Origin of the sequence: Cytobacillus sp. OWB-43, from assembly GCF_034651445.1 — a bacterium.
In the GTDB taxonomy this organism is placed as follows: domain Bacteria; phylum Bacillota; class Bacilli; order Bacillales; family Cytobacillaceae; genus Cytobacillus; species Cytobacillus kochii.
In genome coordinates, this window is the sequence record NZ_JAYEFF010000004.1 from 134,456 (window position 1) to 152,725 (window position 18,270).

At 35.7% G+C, this 18,270-nt stretch carries 14 protein-coding genes; 2 read left to right on the top strand and 12 right to left on the bottom strand.

Going from position 1 to position 18,270, the window contains the following annotated elements; translation table 11 throughout:
- Positions 1 to 6: 6 nt before the first annotated feature.
- From U9M49_RS15945 to U9M49_RS15995, 11 genes are all read right to left on the bottom strand, one after another.
- Positions 7 to 1,092, bottom strand: a complete 1,086-nt coding sequence (locus U9M49_RS15945) for a UvrD-helicase domain-containing protein (protein ID WP_095370576.1) — start codon at positions 1,090 to 1,092, stop codon at positions 7 to 9.
- Positions 1,076 to 2,686, bottom strand: a complete 1,611-nt coding sequence (locus tag U9M49_RS15950) for an ATP-dependent nuclease (RefSeq protein WP_095370577.1) — start codon at positions 2,684 to 2,686, stop codon at positions 1,076 to 1,078. The genes U9M49_RS15945 and U9M49_RS15950 overlap by 17 nt, the downstream gene beginning before the upstream one ends.
- Before the next feature lie 330 nt (positions 2,687 to 3,016).
- The gene (locus U9M49_RS15955) at positions 3,017 to 3,772 is read right to left on the bottom strand and encodes a hypothetical protein (protein ID WP_095370578.1); all 756 of its coding nucleotides are present in this window, start codon (positions 3,770 to 3,772) and stop codon (positions 3,017 to 3,019) included.
- 893 nt (positions 3,773 to 4,665) lie between these two features.
- The gene (locus tag U9M49_RS15960) at positions 4,666 to 4,836 is read right to left on the bottom strand and encodes a hypothetical protein (protein ID WP_157733796.1); all 171 of its coding nucleotides are present in this window, start codon (positions 4,834 to 4,836) and stop codon (positions 4,666 to 4,668) included.
- A 323-nt stretch (positions 4,837 to 5,159) separates the two neighbouring features.
- Positions 5,160 to 5,405, bottom strand: coding sequence for a DUF1643 domain-containing protein (locus U9M49_RS15965; protein ID WP_322910222.1), 246 nt, complete (start codon positions 5,403 to 5,405; stop codon positions 5,160 to 5,162).
- A gap of 463 nt (positions 5,406 to 5,868) precedes the next feature.
- A complete protein-coding gene (locus U9M49_RS15970; RefSeq protein ID WP_416337103.1) occupies positions 5,869 to 9,036 on the bottom strand; it encodes a type I restriction endonuclease subunit R in 3,168 nt (1,055 codons plus the stop codon).
- A 12-nt stretch (positions 9,037 to 9,048) separates the two neighbouring features.
- Complete coding sequence (locus tag U9M49_RS15975) at positions 9,049 to 10,278, bottom strand: restriction endonuclease subunit S (protein WP_095370580.1); 1,230 nt, start codon at positions 10,276 to 10,278, stop codon at positions 9,049 to 9,051.
- A complete protein-coding gene (locus U9M49_RS15980) occupies positions 10,268 to 11,860 on the bottom strand; it encodes a type I restriction-modification system subunit M (protein ID WP_095370581.1) in 1,593 nt (530 codons plus the stop codon). The genes U9M49_RS15975 and U9M49_RS15980 overlap by 11 nt, the downstream gene beginning before the upstream one ends.
- Before the next feature lie 1,169 nt (positions 11,861 to 13,029).
- Positions 13,030 to 14,409: a 23S rRNA (uracil(1939)-C(5))-methyltransferase RlmD gene (gene rlmD, locus U9M49_RS15985; protein WP_095370583.1), complete on the bottom strand. Its 1,380-nt coding sequence runs from the start codon at positions 14,407 to 14,409 to the stop codon at positions 13,030 to 13,032.
- A gap of 115 nt (positions 14,410 to 14,524) precedes the next feature.
- Positions 14,525 to 15,235, bottom strand: coding sequence for an alpha/beta hydrolase (locus U9M49_RS15990; protein ID WP_095370584.1), 711 nt, complete (start codon positions 15,233 to 15,235; stop codon positions 14,525 to 14,527).
- Positions 15,236 to 15,308: 73 nt separating this feature from the next.
- Positions 15,309 to 16,232, bottom strand: a complete 924-nt coding sequence (locus U9M49_RS15995) for a diacylglycerol kinase (RefSeq protein ID WP_095370585.1) — start codon at positions 16,230 to 16,232, stop codon at positions 15,309 to 15,311.
- 290 nt (positions 16,233 to 16,522) lie between these two features.
- Between U9M49_RS15995 and U9M49_RS16000 the strand changes: the two genes are divergently transcribed.
- Together U9M49_RS16000 and U9M49_RS16005 are read left to right on the top strand one after the other, a co-directional pair.
- Positions 16,523 to 17,623 carry an MBL fold metallo-hydrolase gene (locus U9M49_RS16000; RefSeq protein WP_157733797.1) on the top strand — a complete coding sequence of 367 codons (1,101 nt, stop codon included), beginning with the start codon at positions 16,523 to 16,525 and terminating at the stop codon, positions 17,621 to 17,623.
- A 15-nt stretch (positions 17,624 to 17,638) separates the two neighbouring features.
- Entirely contained in the window at positions 17,639 to 17,896 is a 258-nt protein-coding gene (locus U9M49_RS16005; RefSeq protein WP_095370587.1) for a DUF3006 domain-containing protein, read from the top strand.
- A gap of 79 nt (positions 17,897 to 17,975) precedes the next feature.
- Here the strand turns inward: U9M49_RS16005 and U9M49_RS16010 are convergent, their stop codons facing one another.
- The gene (locus tag U9M49_RS16010) at positions 17,976 to 18,266 is read right to left on the bottom strand and encodes a hypothetical protein (protein ID WP_095370588.1); all 291 of its coding nucleotides are present in this window, start codon (positions 18,264 to 18,266) and stop codon (positions 17,976 to 17,978) included.
- Between the last annotated feature and the right edge of the window lie 4 nt (positions 18,267 to 18,270).

Below are 18,270 nucleotides of genomic sequence, written 5' to 3' on the forward strand. Positions count from 1 at the left end.
TCGTAATTATTTTAAAATACTCTCTTCCTTAAAATTACAAGTTCCAATTATCTTAACATTTTTAGTTGCACTAATAATTCCTACACTATATTTAGCCCTTGTAAGAGCAACATAAAATTTAGCTAAAGTGGTTTCATCTAAATCTAATTCCCCAGTTCTCAAAAACTTCTCCATCTTAGCTGTAGGTTTTATAAGCACCCTATCAAATGTTAGACCTTTTGAATCTCCAAAATTAATCGCTCTTGGTAAGACCGTTCTAGCGTCGTATCTTAAACACTGGGGATTAAATTTTTGAAGATACTCTTCCACATCATTTGGATGAACAATAAATATGCCATCGTGTCCAGTACGTTCTTCATTTGTTGATACTGTACTAGCCATACCCAAGAATAAGCTATCAGCGAAATCACATATTAACTGATTGCATCTATGGCTAATATTTAAACTTTGATCAACCTCACAGATATCTGTTCTTTCCATAAAGTAATGAATAATATTTATCCCTTTATATTTTTTGTTCTTATTAGTATTATTCGTTGCATAAGTTGCTTGTCTAATATCACCTACAAATAATACGTTTATATTAGAATGCATAAAAAAATTAAATATCTCTAAATCATACCCAGCCATATCTTGTACTTCATCTATAAAAATAGAGTCATATAATTCGCTAATACGAGTAACACCCTTATACTCACTGTTTTGTGCAATTAGCTCTGCTAATTCAGAAAGTCTATCCTTGTTAACTTCATTTTTTGCATTTAAAAAATAAGCCTTAATATTAGTTTTCGTTGCAAACCTATTAATAGGGCCTGTAGGAAAATATACACCTTCTATACGTTCTTCATAAACGAAATTTTGATACGGTCTTATTAAATCAGATAATAAAAATGCATACCAACTTTTCACTACAAGATGCTTTGGTATAAATCCATGTAGCTCTATAATTTTCTTCTCAATTTCTTCACGATTCTTATTAGTATATGTAACAATCAAAGTCTTTTTGGGGGCATTTTTAAGCGCTTTTTTCACTATATATGTTGTTTTTCCAGAACCAGCAGCTGCAACAATAATTTTATTCTTCAATTGCATTTAATATATACCTCGGCATTTGAATAGTTTTATCAGATTCAAATATTTTTAATGCACACCTTGTTTTATTATTTAGCATATACGTAATTAAACGATCATCTGTATAATCAGGATGACCTAAAATTTCTTTAAGAATCGATAGATTTGGTTTGTTAGCGTCAACAATATTTAGTTCAAGTGTTTTAAGATTTTCATCCAGACCATAGTGGAGTTTCACTAAATCATTTGATGAATATTCTTCGTACTTCTTATGAATATTCTGTTCAATGTCACCATCGTTATCTGTAATTATTGTAATTTCTTTTTGAAGATTAGCGGATATCTCTATAAACCTTTTAAAAGACAAACCATCTATACAAAATATATCTACACCATTTTCTAAAGGTAATTTGCCATACAAATCTTTATACGCTCGTTGTACTATTAAATCTTCAGATGGTCCCTCCACTAAAATAACTTTACGACTTAATACGATACGCAGCGTATCATAACCAGGCAACCTCATAAAGAACTCTCTAGTTTCATCTTCAAGATCATTGAACGATGTTGTCTCCTTCTCACTAGAGAGTAAAATCATCCTTCCAATGTCCAATTTATTTAAAATAAAACTACTATGCGTTGTAATTATTAATTGTTTATTTTCATTCTTAGTTTTAATTATATTTAATAATTTATTTAAATTAGAAAGAGATAAATGATTTTCAGGTTCTTCTATTAAGACTACTGCTTCTAAATCTGTATTAGATTCTAATGCTAATTTCATTTTTATAGCATTTTGTTCACCTTTCCCTATGTAATCAAATGGAACCTCATCTAAATATGCAGTAATAATTTTATCCCAATTAGTTTTGCTCGAAATATCGACCGATACATTTAAATTTTTATCAGTAATATTTCCTTTCTTTTCGTTTAAGCTTTCATTTATTGTTGCAATGGATTGATTTTCGGAAAATGTTTCTTTTAGCTTTCTGTAATGAACAGCTAGTTCTGTGCGTTGTGAAGGTTCTAAGGAGTCATTTAAAATCTTGTGCAGATATATATCTGTACCATTTTGATATTTTGAAGTGGATGTATCTATTAGTGTGGATCTGGCAGGTATACTTCTTGAAGTTAGGCTATTCCCAGCAAAAGATCGCCAAACTACTTTGTAATATTCAATTGGTAACGTTTTAATTGTACTTACATCTTGAATATATGCTTCGTACTCGGTGTGGTAAGTTGAATCAAATTCAATGCTGATAGATACACCTGGAGTATCAATTCTTAACAAGTTATTTGTCCCTTTTAATTCGCTGTAAATGTTGTTTGGATTATTAAAATACAGTTCAATACTGATTCTAGGTAATTCAGCTTGTGCATTAGTTATTAATTGTTGTAAATACGTTCTTACACTATTAATGTTAAACAAATATGGACTTAATTCATTCTGAAGCAGCCTATTATTTAATTGGCCCGTCAAAACTAAATTTATTGCTTCTAATAATGTTGATTTCCCAGCTTCATTATCTCCAATGATAATATTTAAATCAGAATTCAAATCTAACTCAAATTCCTGAAATGACTTATAGTTATTTATTTTTAATTTATTTATCATACCTAATATCCTTTCGCTTCGTGCTTTATTAAAACAATTTTTTATAAAAAGTTTTTACTGTTTTGTATTGATACTTTATTAAACACCCCACCTTTAATCCTATATATACAACTTACCGACTTTAAAAGTATCCTCTAATGGTCACTAATGTTAGTATCTTCAATTACTCATTCAATCTCCTAACTCATTAATTCTTATGAAATTTTCAACAGGCTCCCTCTATTAGTAACCAACTTCAATTATGTTCTTTTTCTTTTTTATTCATATACACCTAACACTTCATTATTATTGTACAATAACCTGTTATTAGTTTCCTAAACGAGACTATATTTATCTTGTAGCGTCTTTTTCGCTCTTCTTCCTTTTATATTTTTTCTTTTGCATTTTCATAGAAGTTTTTGGAAGTTTTATTTCTAATTCAAATGGACGAACATCTATATCATTATAAGTTATCTGTATATCTTCATTTCCACTCAGAATTTTATAATCCTCAATGATATAATTATAAATTTCTTTGTAAAACTCTAAATTGCCAGTCATGCTATGATATAGACTGAGTAGCCATTGGCCTTCATATTTATTAAATTTTGCAATATATATTGGGTTAAAGTTATTTAAGTACCAATTCAATTCTTCTTTAGGCCAAAATTCTTTAATATTTTCTAGGTGAGCATTCAAAAGTGATTCAGGTTCATGCAATCCCCAATTCCTTGAATTATTCATTTCACTAAGCATTTGAGATAAATTATCTGGTACTTCTCCAATTAATTGTTTAACCTCTATATTTCGCTTAACTAGTTTCTTTTTAAATTTAGTATAAGACATTGAATCATTTTGCATATCACCCAGCAAATTTAATATTTTATTTTCAACAAATTGAGTTTTATCTCTGAAATCTTCGTATAAATTTGAATCAATCTCTAACTCTGGATTTTCTATTAACGCTAATTCCTCTACAATTGATTTTAAACTATCTCCATACTTTTCAAGGGAGTTGAAATGATTATTTAAACCAATAATAATTTGTCTTAGATAAATTAAGTAATCATTTTTAGATACAACTTTAAATTGTTTATAATTGTTCATATGTTACCACCTCTAATCTTAAAACTATACTGTTCTAGCCATCTAACTCTTTTAAATTCCCTTCATTACTATAAATATAGTTGAATTCTAATCTTTTCGACACATAACCCTTATCATTTAAGAATTGTTATTCCCCACCAATACACCAAATTATTTGCATACCATTCTTTTCAAGCTACCCATCTAAACATCTTTCCGCCCATTTCCAGCTAAATTCCGCTACTCTTTCTGTAACACCTAAACCATTAATCCATCTGAAGATTTCCCCGGCTGTTCTTCTATTAGTTTTGTAGGTGACCACTCATAAACACAAGTCATCGTATAATTTCCGAAATCTCCAGGGAACTCATTAGTGAACTCTTAATCGAAGAATATTTTTCACCAACAAAGTTTTATTATAAAGTCTATAAATTCTCTATTAAATTTCTCTGAGAAAGTTATTCCTAGATCTTCTATAATACCTGAATACATGTAAAATTCATTTAGAAACACCTCTATTTTCCATACTTGTTAAATTCGGATTCTAGATTTTCTATATTCAAGCTACTTACTATATTTTCTTCTATGAAATACTCTCTAAATCTCTCATATGTAAACCTAATTACTTCAATAAATTCTCCATTTTATCAGTGATTATACCTAATGCTAGTAATCCTTCTGAAATTAATAAATCTATTAACTCTTTTCTGAAATTAGGTTTAGGATCTATATTTTGTATAATTTCATATGCTCATTAATATCAATACCAAACATATTAATAGGAAAATTTTTCTCTACAATAACATTCTTTACTCTAAGTGCAGTTTTAACAGAACTATTGATTTAACTCCACTCGCTAATCTCAAGCCTCTCAGTAAAATATTTGGCTTGCCAAGCTTGTTCTGAGTCATCTTTTAATTCCCAAAACATTCAACCCCAGCATCTCCGCCTGCACCCCCTTTTCTTATAAAAACAAGACTATTTCTAGGTTTGTTTAAATGAGCTAATTGACAAATTAACTCTTCAAATTCTCCATCTTTACTACCATCAAAAGGTCTAATATGTAAAAAATCAAGTTCTATCATTCAACCATCCCCCATAATCTTCAATGAAAATCCAATAACCATTTTTGTAATTATTACACGAAATATATTTTTATCTCCTATTATTAAATGCAGATCTTTAAGTTTTAGAAAATTCTGCTACAAATTCCACGTGTGGAACTGGATTTTGCAATACATGAGATGTTTAGTGAAGAATTAATTAAAAAAACCTACTAAGTCTGGTTCATTCCCTAGTCTACTTTGGTTTTTTCCCTTTCTTCCTTGGGAATTTTTAAAACACTTTACATTTCTGGATAATTTTTGTATAACTGCTGTTATTTCTATCTTTCTCTTATCATATTTTTTTAATCGCTTCCCCATGCAATGATTACTAGGTCTGATTTCTTTATAGCTTCAACAATGTATTTATCCGTTTCTCTTCTAATTAGGTCTTGGTCCTTTATTAATTTCTCAGGATCAGTAGCTATATAAGAGAATAGGATAACTATATCTAATGAACCATACTGACATTCTACTAAGTAATTTCCCATTTTCATTACAGTTAAATCAACTTTTATTTGATCTGCGAAGTTTGGGTTTAACATTATAATTGTGGCTTTCTTTTATTTTCGTCCCACTTCCTTTGTAAGAGAAATGAGAAATCTATGTAACTGATCATCTGAAAAAATAACTGTTGTTTCTACTATAGTCTTTTTTCTAGTACCATGAAATCTCCCTCCCCATTGGTAGACAACAAACCATATTTTCCTAAATTATACAACACATCGTATTTTTTTACTATTTTTACAATTAGGTCTTGCATTATAAAGCCGCCGTTTTAATAGAGTTTGATAAACGGCGCAAAGAATAATCTTGATATTCCCCCCTCAATGAATTCAACGTACTCTCCACTAGTCAAATAGGTTCCCAACTTAAAGAGGCGACTACGACCTCTTGCAGCAACAGGTGGATGAATGCTGGTTTCAAATAGAACTCATCTTACTAACAAAATAATAAAAAAGGACAGGAAGCGTATCATTCTAGCTACCCGTCTCGATCAACTACACTAAATTTTTATCTCAACTCTTCATCCAATGGCACTATAACCTCATCCAACGCTTTCCGCCATGTCCTCTTCATCTCCGGTCCATATTTTAACGGTTTTGCTTCCGGATGGATTGCTTTGTACTTATCAAATTGCTTGCTGTTAAGGATGCCGGCAATATTAGGAATCGGTTCGGTGCCGATGATGTATTGCATGGCTGATAGATGGAGTTCATTTTCGTCTACGAACCATGTTTGGGCAAATTCTTGAATACGTTCGTTCTTTGTTTGTGTAAAGAATTGACGTTTGACAGCTAGGATATCTTCGTTGGCATCAATTTCTTTCTGGTCTATGGCATTCAAGATGTCATTGTACACTGCTTTTACTGCTTCAGGCTTCTTCAATTTCTGTAAAGCTTTTTCGATTTCCTGACGGATATCTTGGTTGTTGGCCGAGTAGTTCCCGAGTAATTGATCGATAAAAGCGGAATCAATATCATAGAGTTTGATTGTATTTTCTCCGTAAAATTCAATCTCTGAGAAATCAGGACTTGTTTCCTCTTCACCCTCGTCTTTTTCATTGACGAGTGACCCTTTTATCGTATTGTATACACCGATTGTTTCCTCAATTAGCATAACCTGATCTCTGAGTGCCTGTGATTTCTCCATATCATCATTATAATTATCGTACGTGACAAGGGCTTCATAAGCATTGCTTAGCTCTTGAAAGGTTTTGACAAATTCAATACGTGTCTCTATTGGCGATTGCTCATCAATATCCGTCGGGATGATTTCAAAAGACTTTAATTTCTTATGTGCTTTTTTAAATCGTCTTAATGAGTCATCATACGTTGGATAGACAAGATCTGTTTCTTCTTGTTTGTCAGAGTATAATTTCGTCGCATCTGCTACATTCTTTTCCATCGTCCACGGTTTTCTAAAAGTCATAATAAGCCCTTTTGTTTTCCCTGGATACGTACGGTTCGTTCGTGAAAAAGCTTGTATGAGATTGGCATAGCTTAAGTTTCGGTCAACAAACAGTGTTTGAATGGTCGGCGCATCGAAGCCAGTTAAAAGTCGATCGACTACAATGACTATATCTAAATGCTTCCCAAATTGCTTATACTCTGCTTTTTTTCGAGCTAAGCGATTATTAATATCGCCATTATATCTCTCTATATCTTGAATCGACCATGACGTATCATAATACGCATTGTACTCTTTGATGATTTGCTTCATTTCCTCTTGATTCTCATTGGCATTTTCTTCATTTTCCTGTAATGAGTAAGTAATGGCAATGCGAGGGAAGTCAGGATCTTCTATCGTACGCCCTTTACGGATTGGGTGATCAGCAAACTCATCCGTTAACCAATTTGGGTTTTGTGTCATTTGCTTAATCGCATGATAATAGCGCTTTGCCATATCAATAGAGCTGGTCGTTAAAATGGCAGACTTTTGTGGTCGGCCGTTTTGAAAATCAAACTTCGTATACGCATTATCTGGTCGAAAGATCTTATGGATGACTTTCTGGATATGGTCATCATTTTCATAGTTCGCTGGCGATAAGTAGGTCTCTTTTTCCATACCATCCATTTGATCAATCAAATCATTAATTTCATTATCCGTTTTATTCGCGTATTTCTCATTTTTGCGCAGTTCATTGAATATGTGGTTGCTTAAAGAAACGGGTTCGACAGTATCTTCATGTTCGACTTGAAATCCTAGGACAGCATGATCATCTAACGCATTTTTAATCGTGTATGTATGTAATACATCCCCGTACTGATCTCTCGTCGTACGTGCTAATCTTCCCTTTGCTTGCTTCTTATTGTCATCGAATATCGGCGTGCCTGTGAACCCAAACCAAGTAGAATTAGGGAATGACTTCTTAATGGATTCCATCCCTTCCGCACTCAGAGCACGATGGCATTCATCCACAACAAAGACAATATGTTGCCCCACCAACTTCTGAAAACGATTCTTCCCCTCTTTTTCTTCTTGTTTTTTCGCATATTCTAATGCTTTTTCTAGCTTTTGACGGGTTGTAATAATGACCGTATTTGAATTTGCATCCGCTAGTAATGTTTGACTGAGCTCTTTTGAACTACCTGTTCCGACGATTAAACTATTCGATTTTGCTTTACCTGATGAAATTCCAGTATTAAATTCGGAAGCAAATTTCGTGAATTCCGTCGTCGTTTGGTTATCTAAATCTTTTCTGTCAATCAACATAATCGTCCGGTCAACTCCCGGTTTTCGGGCCAATAACTTTGTAGAAACAAAGCTCGTTAACGTTTTTCCTGAGCCTGTCGCATGCCATACGTATCCAGATTCGTGTTTCATTGCTGAAGTAAACAATGCTTCGATGGCGTGTATTTGATAAGGGTGCAATACCATCAAGGCTTTGAAGTCATTTTCTTCACTAACGATAGTATAATGAGCAATGAGACGATGCGCATCAGGAATATTCAATACTTGTTTAACAAATTCGTAGAGATTATCTACTTTGCGATTGTCTTTTGTCCGCCAGCTAAAGACGAATTTCTTATGCATATCTTTTGGCGTCGCATTGGCAAAATAACGCGTTGTCTGCTCATTCGAAATAACAAATAACTGAAGAGTCGAAAAAATATTGTTACGAAAAACCCCTTCTTCGGCATATTTTTTTACTTGATTATATGCTTGAAACACACCATCTTTAGCCGTCGCTTGTTTTAATTCGATTTGAACAATAGGTAAGCCGTTAATCAACAAAGTCACATCAAAACGGCGTTCACGACCATCTTCTTGGACTCTTTTCTTCGCAATTTGATGAACCACTTCGTATCTCGAAATTCCTCCACCAATATCTTGGTTAGAAAAAAGAACTAACGACAGCGACCCTAAAGAAATATCATCGCGCTCAATCGTAATCCGCGCAATGCCATTTTCCCCTTTTAACCATCGTGCGGCATCAAAAGGGGTTTGCGTTCTCAGTAAAATTTCTGTCTTTACTTTATCAAACTCCTTATCAGAAATCGGGAGTTCCCCAATTTCTGATAAGTTATTCTGTGTAATGATATTACGTAAATTCTGCCATAAATCAGCTTCAGATTTTAAATCCGAACGATAATTCCACTGATTATGACCCTCTCCAAGCACCTCTATCAGCCGGCGCTCGACCTCTGCTTCATCTCGATGTGCGACTTTCACTATCATCTCACCACTTTCTTATATAAACATCTTTTGTAGGAATGCTTTTTTTGTTTCTTTAAGGGCATCTAATTCTTTTTGTTGTAGAGCAATGGTTTCGTCTAGTTGTTTGAAGAAATTACCGATTTGGGTTTGTTCTTCAATGTTATTAGGAAAAATAATAACTTTTTCTAATAATTCATTTTTAGTTATACCTTTTATTGAAGTGCCTTGTACCTTTGTTAACTCTTTTTGTAAAAGTTTATATAATGAATAAACTCCAAACCATTCATCTACCTTTAAATTACTAAGTGAAAGAAAGTCTTGACTAGTAGTATATGAGTAATTCATTAAAGCAATTTTCCCAACACCTACTCTAGTCACTATAGCTATTGAATTTTCAGGAATTAGCTTAGTAGCCGAATTTTGTAGACCTAGTTTAGTTATTTTTTTCTTAGCTAATACGTTACTAACTTGATGTTCCACTACATCAGAACTTTGAATCCAAGGAATATCTCCATTCCAATATTCATTAATAGATGTTTTTGGAGTACCTCCTCCTAAAGTTGTGGCTGAGAAATCATTGACCTTACACTCTTCCCACTCCCCACTAAACCCAGGAAAACGAACTTCCGGTACAGTCTCCCCTTCTTTTGGAAACATCTTTTGCAAAAATCCTTGTTTCGTTTGTTTTAAGGTGTCTAGTTCTTGCTGCCCGAGAGCAATTCTTTCGTCTAGTTGTTTGAAGAAGTTGCCGATTCTGGTTTGTTCAACTCTTTTAGGAAAAATCAGATTAACTTCTTTTAAATCTGAATTATGAAGATGAACTATAGATTTACCTTGAGCACGTTTACTTAATTCTTTTTGTTGTTTGCCGTTAGAAATTGTCAGTGCCAAGAATATATGATCAATATCTTTATTTGGTCGAACAATATTTATGTCTCCACCTAAAATAATTCCTGGTTTACTAACAAATGAAGCTCTCGCAATATCTTCAGAAGATTCTCCAGAAGATGGAACGATAACCTCATTTCCGTTACTAAATATTGTTTTACCTTTTTCGATAGCAAATGTATCTACAGATTCAATTACACTTTCATACTTTGTATACAATCGTCCATACAAAATGATTGGTTTTCCCTCTTTAGCCAAGTCCCCTTTGGAATACCCACTTCCTTTAGAAAATTCTGCTAGTTTATCTAATTTACATTGCTCCCACTCCTCATTAAACCCTTTAAACCTAATTTCTGGCACTTTCTTATTTCCCACGATTAAACACCTCTAACGCGCCTTTCATCCATTCTGCATTTTTCTCATCGAACTGCATCGAAGAAATCATTTCATACAGGCTAGATTCCAGTTTTTCTTTCTCTTTTCGAATTTCTTGAACGGATGCTCCGATTGCAACCATATCAACAGGTTCTTCTTCTTCAAATGTGTCGACATACCTTGGGATGTTTAAGTTGAAGTCATTTTCTTTGATTTCCTCAAAACTTGCCACATGCGCATACTTTTCAACGTTTTCTCTTTTTTTGTATGTCTCTACAACTTTATCAATGTTTTCTTGAGATAGTTTATTTTGGTTCTTACCTTTAATGAACTCTTTGCTTGCATCAATAAACAACACATCACGAGTGGTACGGTTTTTCTTTAAAATAATGACCGTTGTTGGGATGCTTGTCCCGAAGAATAAGTTTGCAGGCATGCCGATGACCGCATCGATGCTTCCGTCTTCTAGTAACTTTTTACGAATTACACCCTCTGCTGCGCCCCGGAATAGGACACCATGCGGTAAGACAATGGCCATCGTTCCTGAATCTTTTAAATGATATAAGCCGTGCAAAAGAAAAGCAAAGTCTGCTTTTGATTTTGGTGCTAATTTTCCGTAACGATTAAAGCGAGAATCATCTAAGAATGTATCGTCTGGAGACCATTTGGCTGAGTATGGTGGATTCATCGTCACAGAATCAAATGTATAAGGTTCATCTGTTGGCCAGTCTTTATTTAATGTGTCTCCATTACGTAAACGCATATCTTCATCATTTACTCCGTGCAAAATTAAGTTCATCTTTGCTAAGTTGAACGTTGTTGTATTCAGTTCTTGTCCATGATATTTCATGCTTTCTGGATGATTAATGAAGTTACGAATATTCAACATTAACGAGCCTGAACCCATTGTAGGATCATACACACTAAATAGCTTCTTGTCTTCTTGACCTATGGCGGCAATACGAGCCATCATCACCGACACTTCATGTGGCGTATAGAATTCGCCAGCTTTTTTTCCCGCTTCTGAAGCGAATTGGCTAATTAAATATTCATACGCATCACCAATGACATCGCCACTATGCCCGACAACATCGATATCATTTAGCTTTTTCAACACTTCCGTAATGGTAATATTCCTTTGTTGGTCATCGGATCCAAGCTTTTTCGATTTCAAATCAACATCATCAAACAAGCCATTGAACTGAACATATTTAAAAGATAAATCAATGAACGCTTTATTTAGATCATTTAATTGAAAGATATTTTGTTTGGCTTGCGCCGTTAATTCATTGAATAAATACTGAGGTTCAATATCATAGCCGAGCGTATCGATTAAAGTTTCGACTAAGTCACCTCTGATGTCTTCATCAGCAAGTAACCCTTTGTATAATTCAGCTTGCTTTTCTTGTGTATCAAATTCCTCCGGAGATTCATCTGCTACTTCAACAACTTTTCCCAATAATTGATCAGATAAATATTTATAGAAAATCAATCCTAATAAATAGTTTTTATACTCTGAAGCATCCATCTTGCTTCGTAAATTATCTGCCGCACTAAATAATTTTTGATGTAAAACTGCCATGTTTGTTCCTCGCTTTTATCATTAATTTTTTCTGTTCTGCTTTTTTGAGAGCGCTTAACATTCTCGGAAAATACTATTTTTAACCATAACTTTATCTAACAAGCCCTAGTAAGTATTAAGATTCATCTATATTCCTTCTTTTCATATAATCCTTCCGAATCATTATTAAAATAATAACAATATACATTATACTATTGAATAGTCCCTTTCGCACAAGCATGTTAAAGTTATTATTCCATATTTATCAAGACCAAAGACCACCATTCTTAACTCATCTTAACAGGAATGAAAACATTGAAAACAAAATAAAAAACTTACTTCAATTAAATTAGCTTACACCACCGGTCCTGTATCCTCTAGTCAAAAAGTTACGCACACAAAGAAGGAGCACTTTACATCCAATATACCTTTTATAAAAGAATTAACCTTTAATGCTATTCCACTTATGCTCAGTTAACTTCATCCCAAATAGAACCAATCTTACCATTTTACTAAGTAAAGCCAACGTTTTTTCAATTTTTTTCTTTCATCAATATTTTTGATTTAAGTCTTAAACGAATCTGTTATATAAACATATTGACAAGCTGGTGAACAAATGGTTTTGCTGAACATACTAAAAAGAAGGGATTGATTTTATGTTTAATATTTGTCGCTGTACGACTCAACTTTTAGAGGAAGAAGTGAGGGGTGATTACTATATCTGTTATCTTCGATGTAACAAATGTGGACACAAGACCACTTGCATTTATTATGGGGGGAAGCTTCTATTCCGGTCAGACAAGAAAAAGGACTGGGCAATATTCAACAAGGATATTTCCTACCTAGTAGAAGAAAATCCAGATTAAAAAATGAGCTGACCAAGATTGAGAATAAAGCAAATAAATTAGGTTCTAGAAAGAAGGATTACCTTGATATGTATGCAGAGGAAATAATATCTCGGGAAGAGCTTGTGGAATACCGTAGTATCAAGAAAAGCTATAAGAGCGCGAAAGTGAGAACTATGAGAGTGATTTAGGAAACATAAAGAAGTAACAATACTAGACACTTTAACTCATCAAGGCTTGTACTCACTGGTGAATAAAGGTACCGGTAGCACTGAAGTAACCCAAGGATTCATTGCAACATCGTAAATCCTTTCGACGAACAAAAATAAGCAACCACCACAAGGGTTAGTTGCCTTCTTTCAAAACAAGCTGCGCCACACATTCGACGTGCATCGTCTGCGGAAACATATCCACCGGCTGCACCTCCACAGTCCGATACCCCCCATCCTCAAGCACCCTTAAATCACGCGCTAATGTACCAGGATTACATGACACATAAACAACCTTCTTCGGTTTCATGTCAATAATGGTTTGCAACAGTGCTTCGTCGCAGCCTTTTCTTGGCGGGTCGACGACGAGGACGTCTGCTTTGTGTCCTTTTTCGTACCAGGCTGGGATGACTTCTTCTGCTTTTCCGACGGCGAAGTTTGCGTTGGTTATGTTGTTGAGTTCGGCGTTGCGTTTGGCGTCTTCAATGGCTTCGGGAACGATTTCGACGCCGAAGACGGATTTGGCTTTTTGGGCAAGGAAGAGTGAGATGGTACCGATGCCACAGTAGGCGTCGATGACTTCTTCTTTTCCTGTGAGTGCTGCGTATTCTAGAGCTTTGTCGTAAAGGACTTTTGTTTGTTCTGGGTTAACTTGATAGAAGGATCTTGCTGAGATGGCAAAGCGCACATCACCAATATAGTCATAGATGACTTCTTGTCCCCAGAGTACACGGGTTTCGTCACCCATGATGACATTTGTTTTCTTAGGGTTAACGTTTTGAACGATAGATTTGACGCCTGCAATATTCTCTGTGATGTCCGCGATGATTTTCTTTCTATTCGGTAGATCCTTCGCTTTTGTGACAAGGACAATCATGACATCCCCCGTAACTAAACCGTAGCGGGCCATGATATGCCGAAGATCGCCTTTATGGCGCTGCTCATCGTATGCACGAACGCCATTTTTATTGCAGATGTCTTTCACTTTTTGAATAACCTCATCATTTTTTTCTTGCTGAATAAGGCAAGATTTCATATCAATGATTTGGTGGGAGCGTTGTTGATAGAATCCACCGATTAACCCGCCTTCATGTTCACCTATTGGTACTTGGGATTTATTGCGGTAACGCCACGGATCGCTCATACCAAGTGTTGGGTGAACAGTGACGTTTTCAAGCTTGCCTATCCTTGTGAGCACATCACGGACTTGTTTTTGCTTGGCTAGTAGCTGGCCCTCGTAGCTTAAATGCTGAAGCTGGCAGCCGCCACATTCCTTATAAATAGGGCATGGGGCCGTGACACGATAAGGGCTTTCTTCGTATGTTTCGATTAGTTTACCGAAGCCATAGCCTTTGCTTGTTTTAAGCACCTTAATTTGTGCTTTTTCACCTGGAAGGGCATTGGGGACAAATAGTGGATAACCGTCGACCTTTGCCACGCCCGCTCCTTCATGGGTTAAATCTTCAAAAGTAACATCTATATAATCGTTTTTCTTAACAGGTAATGTTTGCTTCATTTCATTCTTCCTCTTCTCTTAAAATCCGTGCAAATCGCTAGTCAGATTGTAACATAAAAACAAGCGCAATACGAAAGGAGGTTTCTTCCTCAATTTTAAATAAAAAAGCCATGCATTACGCATGACTAGTGATGTTTGCTTCAAACCGATCCTCCACCTCAAGAATAAACCCGCGAAAATACTTCTCAAAATAAGGGTGGCGATGAATCCCTTCCGCGTCAGTGATAAACTGGAAGGTCGCATGTGGATGAACGAGCTTCTCCTCAAGTGCTTTCGTTGCTTCTATTGTATTAGGTACCATTTCTCTAAGGATATTTGGATATTCGTCTCCTTCTTTTTCACCTACGTACCAGAAGATATGTTTCTCATCCGTAATGGCTGGTTGTTTTTGCAAGAATGATAGAAAGTCAGGGTACCATAGAGAAGCCGATAGTAAGAAATAATAGTCGAAATCCTCACGTCTTGTTAATAAAGAGTAAAGGGAGACGAGCGCCCCGAACGATGCTCCTGCGATGCCTACATGCTTCGGTTCTATTGATAGATGAAATTCTTTATGTAAAAAAGGCAACAGCTCATCTTTAACCATCGTTAAATATGTATCTGCCTCACCTTCATAGGCATAGTCATCTACTTTTGCATACCAAGGAGTGTATTCTCTATTACGATCTATCGGGTCAACACCTACAAAGGCAATATGCTTCAGCGGGTGTTGCTCGAAGTACTCAAACAAATAAGAGCCATCTTGAACAATAATCGTCAGTTGCGGTGTTTCATTTTCTGGTAAAAGAATCGATAAGTTATATTCTTTCCATTGCCATTTTTTCATGGTTCCCCCACCTTCCTTGTTTTTAAAAAAAAGCTACTGAAGGCTCCATCACGACAGTAGCTTTTATTCATTCTTAATCTTGATAATCAGGGCGATCTTGTTTACGTATTTGATTGAGTGGTACAAATACATCCAAATGACGATACAAGTTCACAAATTCAGCTGGGGTGTCCCCGCCGTATTCACCGTCAAGGTTCAACATAACCGGATCTTTTGAATATACTTTTATTCTGTTCGCTTTTGCATAGATGACATGTGGATCATTGACATGCTCACCTCGTAAGGCAAGTGAGGCAATGCGAATAAACTCAGCTAAATTGGTTTTCTTCAAAATCAACAAGGTGAACATTCCATCATTAATGGAGGCATCTGGAGCTAATTTTTCAAAACCGCCGACAGAGTTTGTTAAAGCGACAAGGAATAACATCGCTTCTCCTTCAAAAATTTTGCCATCGAATTCAATCGTGACATCAGCCGGTTTAATACTTGGAAGCATTTCTATTCCTTTTAAATAGTAGGCAAGTTGACCAATCATCGTTTTTAGCTTGCTTGGTACTTCATATGTGAGCTCTGTAATACGACCGCCACCAGCAATATTAATAAAATACTTTTTATCCATACGGCCAATATCAACAGGGATTTTCTCTCCTTTGACAATAATATCCGCTGCCGCTTCTACATCACGTGGAATGTGCAGTGCACGAGCAAAATCATTCGTTGTCCCAGTCGGAATAATACCCAGTTGCGGTCGGAATTCCTGCTCTGCGAGTCCATTGACGACTTCATTAATCGTGCCATCTCCACCGGCAGCTACGACAAGGTCATACTTTCTCTCAACAGCAAGTCTTGCAGCCTTTGTCGCATCACCTTCACAAGTTGTCGCGTGACAAGAGGTTTCATATCCTGCGCGTTCGAATTTCTCTAATACTTCTGCAAGATGCCTTTTAAAAATTTCACGACCAGAAGTTGGATTATATATAATTCTCGCTCTTTTCATTACCCATCATCCTATAAAATAAAATAAGTGCTTATATATGTTTTTACTGTTCTTTATACTGTAATGAGCCATTGGTTCCATCATTTTACATCATACATTGTCCACAATCAGATAGCAATATTTAACCATTTCCTCTAGCCCAATCCTATTCTAATTAATCTCGACCGTTTAGACAAGTTTCATACCTATCTATTTCATTATTTAAGGAATATTCAGATTCCCACATTTCCCTTTTCTTTTATATTATAATCAACACAGAAGCGAATGTGCGAAAGAGGAGTGACACCATCGTGACCATACATAACTGGCGTAAATCATTACTATTAATTGTTATTATACTATTCACCGTTACACTAACTGCATGTGCCACTGAAACAACAACTGAAGAACAGACAACATTTTCACCAACCTTAACAGCTCACTTTATAGATGTAGATCAGGGAGAGGCGACATTATTACAAGGTGAAGATTTTACGATTTTAATAGATAGTGGGAGACATGATGGCGATGAAGTTGTACCCTATTTACAATCAGTTGGGGTAAAAGAAATTGACTTACTCGTTGGCTCTCATCCCCATGCTGATCATATTGGACAAATGCCTGAAGTAATTGACTCTTTTCCTGTCAAAGAAGTGTGGATGAGCGGAGCAGAAACAACGTCGAGAGTATATGAAGACGCATTAGATGCCATTATTGAAAGTGAAGCAGCTTACCATATACCAAGAGCAGGCGAATCATTTACAATTGGTTCAGCACAGATCGATATTCTTCACCCATCATCTGTTGAAGAAGATTTGAATAATAGCTCGATTGGGATGAAGGTCACTTATAAAGAACAATCGTTTCTCTTCACAGGCGATGCGGAAACATCAGCCGAAAATGAGATGCTCGCCTCAGGCAACATAGAAGCAGATATTTTTAAGATCGCACATCATGGTTCAGATACATCTAATAGCGAGGCATTTATAGAAGCAATCCATCCTGAAATCGCTATTTACTCTGCTGGTGCAGACAATTCTTACGGTCACCCACATCAAGAAGTATTGAACCGCCTTCAGCAAATGAATATTGACGTGTACGGCACGATCGAAAATGGGACGGTTATCATTCAAACAGATGGCCATGACTACCTCTCCATAAATGGGGTAAAAGAGAAAAAAGATAACAAAGCGAACGAGGAAGTTGTCATTGAAAGCTGTCCTGCAGATCATATTATGATTAATGAAGCGAATGCTGAAACATTGCAACAAATCCATGAAATTGGCCCAGATCGTGCCGAGGAAATCATCGAGAAAAGACCTTTCACTTCCTATGATGACCTGCAACGCATTGCTGGTATTGGCCCAGCCAAAGCAAAAGAAATTGAAGATCAATCTATAATTTGTTTCTAAGAGGAGTGGAGTCGAGTGAATAAAGCTGTTATAGATAGAATGGAAGAAGGCAAAGCTGTGCTCCTAGTCGGTGATGATCAAGTGGAAAAAATAATTGCGGCTCATCTCCTACCTCCTGACTCAGTCGAAGGTACATGGCTTCTTATTACAATGAAGGAAGACGAAATAACTGAAATCATCATCGATCACGAGGCAACAAAAGCTGCCAAAGAAAGAATCAAGCAGAGACAAGCGAAGTTATTAAATAGAGGCAGCCGCTTTAAACAAGACTAATCAACACTGCGAAAAAGCACATCAACATTTTACTAGATTGATGTGCTTTTTTATTATCATATACGCCCTCTAGTCATCCTCACGGGTGATAAATAAATGGGACAATGATAAGCAAGATGGCTATCATCGTGATTGTTTTCGTCAGAGGCTTTGATAGCTTCTCTCCTCCTTCCCCTTTATACCAACCAGAAAATTGCCATTTATTCCGATAGAGCACAAATAATAGAAGTAAAATACCAAGAAAGCCCATCCAAGGTTGCGTAACCGTTTCTCCTCCTATTGTATAGACACCTGCTAACGCCTCACTTCCTAACCAACCTACTACTAAGAAGATAGCAATAATTCTTACAAGTTCAAAGACAATCGTCATTGTT

What these genes read in the sequence shown, in the direction of transcription:
- U9M49_RS15995 (WP_095370585.1), bottom strand. Translation starts at nt 16,232, where the DNA reads ATGAAAAGAGCGAGAATTATATATAATCCAACTTCTGGTCGTGAAATT.
- U9M49_RS15945 (WP_095370576.1), bottom strand. Translation starts at nt 1,092, where the DNA reads ATGCAATTGAAGAATAAAATTATTGTTGCAGCTGCTGGTTCTGGAAAA.
- U9M49_RS15955 (WP_095370578.1), bottom strand. Translation starts at nt 3,772, where the DNA reads ATGAACAATTATAAACAATTTAAAGTTGTATCTAAAAATGATTACTTA.
- rlmD (WP_095370583.1), bottom strand. Translation starts at nt 14,409, where the DNA reads ATGAAGCAAACATTACCTGTTAAGAAAAACGATTATATAGATGTTACT.
- U9M49_RS15960 (WP_157733796.1), bottom strand. Translation starts at nt 4,836, where the DNA reads ATGATAGAACTTGATTTTTTACATATTAGACCTTTTGATGGTAGTAAA.
- U9M49_RS15970 (WP_416337103.1), bottom strand. Translation starts at nt 9,036, where the DNA reads ATGATAGTGAAAGTCGCACATCGAGATGAAGCAGAGGTCGAGCGCCGG.
- U9M49_RS15980 (WP_095370581.1), bottom strand. Translation starts at nt 11,860, where the DNA reads ATGGCAGTTTTACATCAAAAATTATTTAGTGCGGCAGATAATTTACGA.
- U9M49_RS16010 (WP_095370588.1), bottom strand. Translation starts at nt 18,266, where the DNA reads ATGACGATTGTCTTTGAACTTGTAAGAATTATTGCTATCTTCTTAGTA.
- U9M49_RS15990 (WP_095370584.1), bottom strand. Translation starts at nt 15,235, where the DNA reads ATGAAAAAATGGCAATGGAAAGAATATAACTTATCGATTCTTTTACCA.
- U9M49_RS15950 (WP_095370577.1), bottom strand. Translation starts at nt 2,686, where the DNA reads ATGATAAATAAATTAAAAATAAATAACTATAAGTCATTTCAGGAATTT.